6 protein-coding genes are annotated in these 5,023 nt (G+C 40.4%); 5 read left to right on the forward strand and 1 reads right to left on the reverse strand.

Annotated elements, in window-relative coordinates:
* The first annotated feature begins 252 nt into the window (after nt 1-252).
* The 5 genes from ASG81_RS24920 to ASG81_RS24940 all read left to right on the forward strand — a co-directional run bounded on the left by ASG81_RS24920 (nt 253) and on the right by ASG81_RS24940 (nt 4,091).
* A complete protein-coding gene (locus ASG81_RS24920) occupies nt 253-1,050 on the forward strand; it encodes a metallophosphoesterase (RefSeq protein ID WP_056640833.1) in 798 nt (265 codons plus the stop codon).
* Nucleotides 1,051-1,357: 307 nt separating this feature from the next.
* Nucleotides 1,358-2,335: a phosphotransferase enzyme family protein gene (locus ASG81_RS24925; protein WP_081417570.1), complete on the forward strand. Its 978-nt coding sequence runs from the start codon at nt 1,358-1,360 to the stop codon at nt 2,333-2,335.
* 117 nt (nt 2,336-2,452) lie between these two features.
* Nucleotides 2,453-2,740: a MazG nucleotide pyrophosphohydrolase domain-containing protein gene (locus ASG81_RS24930; protein ID WP_056640836.1), complete on the forward strand. Its 288-nt coding sequence runs from the start codon at nt 2,453-2,455 to the stop codon at nt 2,738-2,740.
* 276 nt (nt 2,741-3,016) lie between these two features.
* Nucleotides 3,017-3,439 carry a hypothetical protein gene (locus ASG81_RS24935; protein ID WP_056640839.1) on the forward strand — a complete coding sequence of 141 codons (423 nt, stop codon included), beginning with the start codon at nt 3,017-3,019 and terminating at the stop codon, nt 3,437-3,439.
* Nucleotides 3,440-3,638: 199 nt separating this feature from the next.
* Nucleotides 3,639-4,091, forward strand: coding sequence for a zinc dependent phospholipase C family protein (locus tag ASG81_RS24940; protein ID WP_235549019.1), 453 nt, complete (start codon nt 3,639-3,641; stop codon nt 4,089-4,091).
* 378 nt (nt 4,092-4,469) lie between these two features.
* Here ASG81_RS24940 and ASG81_RS24945 read toward each other — a convergent pair whose 3' ends face one another.
* Nucleotides 4,470-4,799, reverse strand: a complete 330-nt coding sequence (locus tag ASG81_RS24945) for a DUF4367 domain-containing protein (protein ID WP_056640842.1) — start codon at nt 4,797-4,799, stop codon at nt 4,470-4,472.
* Nucleotides 4,800-5,023: the final 224 nt, after the last annotated feature.

Here is a 5,023-nt window from a genome sequence, read left to right on the forward strand (position 1 = left end):
AGGCGCCGTAGCACAGGCAAAAGCTGCAGGCATTCCGGTAATTGCGCTCGACGGAAGCGCCGAGGGCGGCATCCAGAAACGTTCGATCCCCGGCTACCGCTATCTTACGACCACACAAAGATGAGGTCCACCAGAAAGATCTGGTGACCTCATAATACGAACGGGCAGGATAGCGTAATAAAAGGAAAAGGAAAAGAACTGGCTTGTGTTGAATTAACAGGAAACTGATTGTGGGAAAGGGATATTATTAGTATGGTTATCATTGTATTGCTAGCGGTACTCACATGTGTGTTTGTTGCAATTCAAACCCTTTGGGTAAAGTGTTCACATTATCAAATTAGCAACAAGTCCAAGGTGAGTTTTACCGTTGTCCAGTTGTCTGACCTTCACGGACGAATAAATTTTATCAATGGTTCATTAAGTAGTATTGTGAACAATGCAAAACCTGACTATTTGATGATTACAGGGGACCTTGTTTCAAAGAAGAATCAATTAAATGATGTGTTGAAGGAAATTCAAAAAATAAATTGTCCTTACATATACTTTGTTCCAGGTAATTATGAGCGTGAAGGATTAGATAGATTCCGAAAAAAAATGTATTCTGAGCAAACATACAACCTTATAATACGGTCGCTTCAAGATCTGAATATTTCTGTCTTGTCCAACAATGGGTCCAAAATTAACCTGGATGACAAGAAGTGTCTAATCTATGGTTTCGATAACTCCATATATGGGAATGAAAGCCTGACCTTAAGTATTGAGGAAATACAGAGTTATGATTACGTGAACATGCTGGCTCATTCCCCGAGTATCATAAGCTTAGTTAAAGATAAACAGATCCCTTTTGATTTGTTACTAGTCGGGCATACTCACGGTGGTCAAATACGGTTGTTGAATCGTACGGTCGGACACTATAAAAATTACCATGTAGGACTTAGACAACTTGACAAGCGTAGGCATTTTTTTATTAACCGTGGGTTAGGGACAGTGAAGATTCCTATCCGCGTGGCTTGTTTCCCTGAGATTGCCGTTTTCAAAATCGGAGCTTAATTTTATTACGCTAACGATACGATAGTGGAGCAAGCTGCCGCGGTACAGATGCTCCATTTTTTCACTCAACTATCATGAAAGAACGGATTAACTTTCATGCTCTGTGGTACAGCATAAGAGATGCATGGATGGCTAACGGGTACTATAGTTCAATAATAAAACGGGTTTAGGAGTCGCTTTGTAAAGGTTGCAGCGATTAAATAATAACTTACACCACGAAAATTACAATTTTAGCACCCGCGGTAAATACATAACCTTGGCACAACAGATGACCACATAAACGAATAGTAGAATCGGGGGAGTCATCATGGACGATAAGATCCCAGAGCTTCTGCTCCAGTATGACATCGTCAGTCCTGAAGCCGCGCTGCTCAGGCACAATGAAAATCGGACGTATAAAGTGATCGATAAGTCAAACGGCAACGTCTATCTTCTTCGCGTACATGATCCGGTGACCGTAAATTTGGCCGGCATACAGCATACGAGACAAGGGGTTGAATCCGAGTTGCGGCTGTTGGAGGCGATTGCTCATAGGACGGACCTCGCCGTACAGGTGCCCGTAGTGAACCTGCACGGACAGCTCGTGACCGAGTTCGAATTAGATGGGCGCAGCCTATGCTGCTCGCTGCTCCACTGGATCGAAGGCCGCAATATGACAAAAGAGGACTTGTCGAGCTACGATGCAGCATACAACTTGGGCGCTCAAGTAGCGAATCTGCATGCGTTTTACGGTACTTATGACAAGTCCATGGCTGCGGATCGGCCCGATTACGGTATTCGCAGAACCGAAAAGATGCTCACACAAATTCGACGCGGCGTCGAATTCGAATTGTTCTCAGATGAGAATTTCGTTACAGTGGAGCAAACACTCAAACTCATCGTTAACCGGCTGAAGGCCGGACGACCTGAAACGGTAAAGCAGGGGATTATCCACGCGGATTTGAACATGAGTAACATACTTGTTACGCCGCTAGGGAGGTACGTTTTTATCGATTACTGCCTTTTCGGCTTTGGTTATCACCTTTTTGACGTAGCAATGACCGCTTTAAATGCCCCAAGAGAAACCCGGGAGCAAGTCGTCAAAGGGTACTTTGGCCAGGAGCCGCCGCTTGATGAGACTTATTCAGTAATTGAGGGTTTCATGCTTTCCGCGGTATTAGGATACTACGCTTTCGTTATGGAGAACGAAGCTGTCCATCCGTGGATTCGAGAAAGGATGCCGCAGTTTTGCGACACCCGGTGTGTGCCGTTCCTCAACGGCGAAAGTATTTTCCTCAGCTTTTGATCAGTGAGGGAGCCCGGCCGGGAACCTCATTCAACTCTCGGGAGGAGAGTTCAGAAGGAGTTTACAATAAAAACCAAAAAATATACGGGAAGCATATTTATATGGGGGAATAAATAGGTGCCTGATTTAACTCTGAAGCAATTGCAATTAATACTTAAAGAAAAAGATTATAAGCCTGAATTTAAACAGGCATATTTTCTTAAACTGATCGAGGAAATCGGCGAATTAGCTGAGGTTTTAAGGAAAAATAAACGGCTTACTGATCAGGACACGATAAAAGGGACCATTGAAGAAGAACTGTACGATGTACTTTACTACGTTACTTGCTTGGCTAATGTGTACGATATAGATTTAGAGAATTTTCATCATTTAAAAGAAGCCATTAATAAAGAAAAATATAGCTAAAGGGTTCAACTAACGGGTACGATAGTTCAATAATGGCGGCAGCGAACCAGTCCTTTGAGGAGGCTGGTTTTTTCCATATATAAGATAAGTTATTTACTGAAAACGCCGTTACGCTAATGGGCCAGGATAGTTTAGTTAAAGGATGATTGGACGAAACTGCAACCTTATCATATTTCCAGCGTCTTACTTATGCTTGTCTTCATGTACGGTGTAGTGGGTGAGTTAAAATTTTCCATCGCCTAACCAGGAACAACAATTAGAAAAGAGGGATGCTCAATGGTAAAAGGAATGTTTGTAGTATTTTTAAGCTTGTTACTATTAACTGCTTGTTCAACTCAACAGCAAAAGGCTGCATCATTGGCTGAGGCCATTGGTTCGGAAGGAATCGGCATTACTGAACTACAAAAAATTACTGACATTTCTAAACTTGATGGTATTACACCCGTAAGATATAAACTTGATAACACCTTAGAAACCATTATGGTTTATGACTTTGGTACCAAAGAAAAACGGGAACTTGGGCAAAAACACTTTCAAGAGCATCAACAACTTCTCAGTTCCCATGCCCCGATTGTCTATGTGGCACAGAATTATCTAGTTCTTTATTACAGTGATGTTGATTCGAAAACGCAAACCCCCAAGTTGGCTGAAACGGAGTATGGAGAAAAACTTCAAAAAGCATTCAAACGAATCGGGTAGTCATGAATAAGGAAATTTATTGAGCTAACGGGTACGAGAGTTTAGACACAACACAGAAGGCTGCCGCCGTTTTTTACGCGGCAGCCTTCGCTATGTAACGAGCATGATAGCTCCAATATGTGGTAGTATGTTGGTGTATAGCTACTAGTTGGAATTTCTGTATCCTTTTCATTTTCTTTAATTTCGGAGGTTCTTAAAAATGCCTTATCCAATGGTCCATTTTGCAATTGCTTCAGAACTTTGTTTGCGTAATCCATCTCCTAGTTTTTTAATTGGGAGTATTGCTCCAGACGCTGTCCATGTAAGAGATAATGTGACACGAAAAGAAAAGGGTATTACTCATTTTGTTTGTGAAGATAGATTTCCTAGTATTGAAGTACTTAAGGAAAGATGTCTAGATTATTTAAACCTAAATGATGAGATTGACTGGAAAGATTACGTACTGGGATATTTTGCCCATATCTATGCAGACATAAGATGGACGGAAACAGTTTATACGAATTTTGAATGTGAGTACCGAGGAGTGAAAGATGAGATAAGAAAAATCTATAATATTGAGTCAAATCAGGTGGAATTTGATTTAATAAGGAGAGAAGAATTGGGCAGAAGCCGTTCTCAACAAGCTGCGAGTAGGAAGCGCCTACACTATTGAAACATTGGTAACTCAAATTGAAGTAAGCCAATACCGAGATATAAAACTACAGTGGCTACGCAACAAGGACAATGAACCCCAGATAACCCCGATTTATTTAAGAGAAGATTTGGTAAAGAATTTTGTTTCAAGGACATCAAATGAGCTAAACGACTTATATAAAGAATGGGGAGTCAAGTCTCCTCAAGTTCATAGCTAACAATCCAAGCAAGAAATGCTTGAAATAACCGGTAGCGATAGCAGAATAAAGACACAGGGCAGTCGGCAAAACGATCGGCTGCCTTTTCCACGCTAACTGGCAGGTTAGTTTCAAATATAAAACCAAATCCCAACGTCCATTCTGGCTAACTACATATTACGAGGTGTATAACTTTGCCATTAAATTTTTTTCATGGATTCGGCAATTTTTATCAAGGAAGACTTGGATAATTGGATGGTGTCCAATTCAATGTAAGTGTCTGACTCAATCCATTTCAGCATTCCACCAGTAGGTTTTTTTCCTATATATGCTTCGTACCAACCCTTAGTTCCATTAATGTAAATCAATTCTCCTCGTGGTTCCAATGTAAATTTCTCATTAACTTTACTGGTTTTTTGAGTTTTATTTTTCACATCAAACTCAGTAATTTCTTTAGTTATATAGGAGTTATTCTTTAGTTGCCTTACACCAAATACATAAGAATTCTCAGTGTTAAAATAGTTGATCAAAACAGTTTGAACTTCCGTTTTTTGATTAATATCGGAAGGTACCTTTATTTCAAAATTAGTAGCTGATTCAAAATTTGATGGTAAATAAATATTAAAATTTGTTTTATTTCTTATATTTTCAACTGTTTATCAATGATATCGTACTGGGATAATTCCCCCTCAAGGTAATCCAATACCGCTTGAAGCTTAAGTTCTGCGGAATAGCTGCGGTTTTCCGTTTGGAC

The sequence above is a fragment of the Paenibacillus sp. Soil522 genome, from assembly GCF_001428245.1.
Taxonomy (GTDB): domain Bacteria; phylum Bacillota; class Bacilli; order Paenibacillales; family Paenibacillaceae; genus Pristimantibacillus.

What these genes read in the sequence shown, in the direction of transcription:
- ASG81_RS24920 (WP_056640833.1), top strand. Translation starts at nt 253, where the DNA reads ATGGTTATCATTGTATTGCTAGCGGTACTCACATGTGTGTTTGTTGCA.
- ASG81_RS24925 (WP_081417570.1), top strand. Translation starts at nt 1,358, where the DNA reads ATGGACGATAAGATCCCAGAGCTTCTGCTCCAGTATGACATCGTCAGT.
- ASG81_RS24935 (WP_056640839.1), top strand. Translation starts at nt 3,017, where the DNA reads ATGGTAAAAGGAATGTTTGTAGTATTTTTAAGCTTGTTACTATTAACT.
- ASG81_RS24940 (WP_235549019.1), top strand. Translation starts at nt 3,639, where the DNA reads ATGCCTTATCCAATGGTCCATTTTGCAATTGCTTCAGAACTTTGTTTG.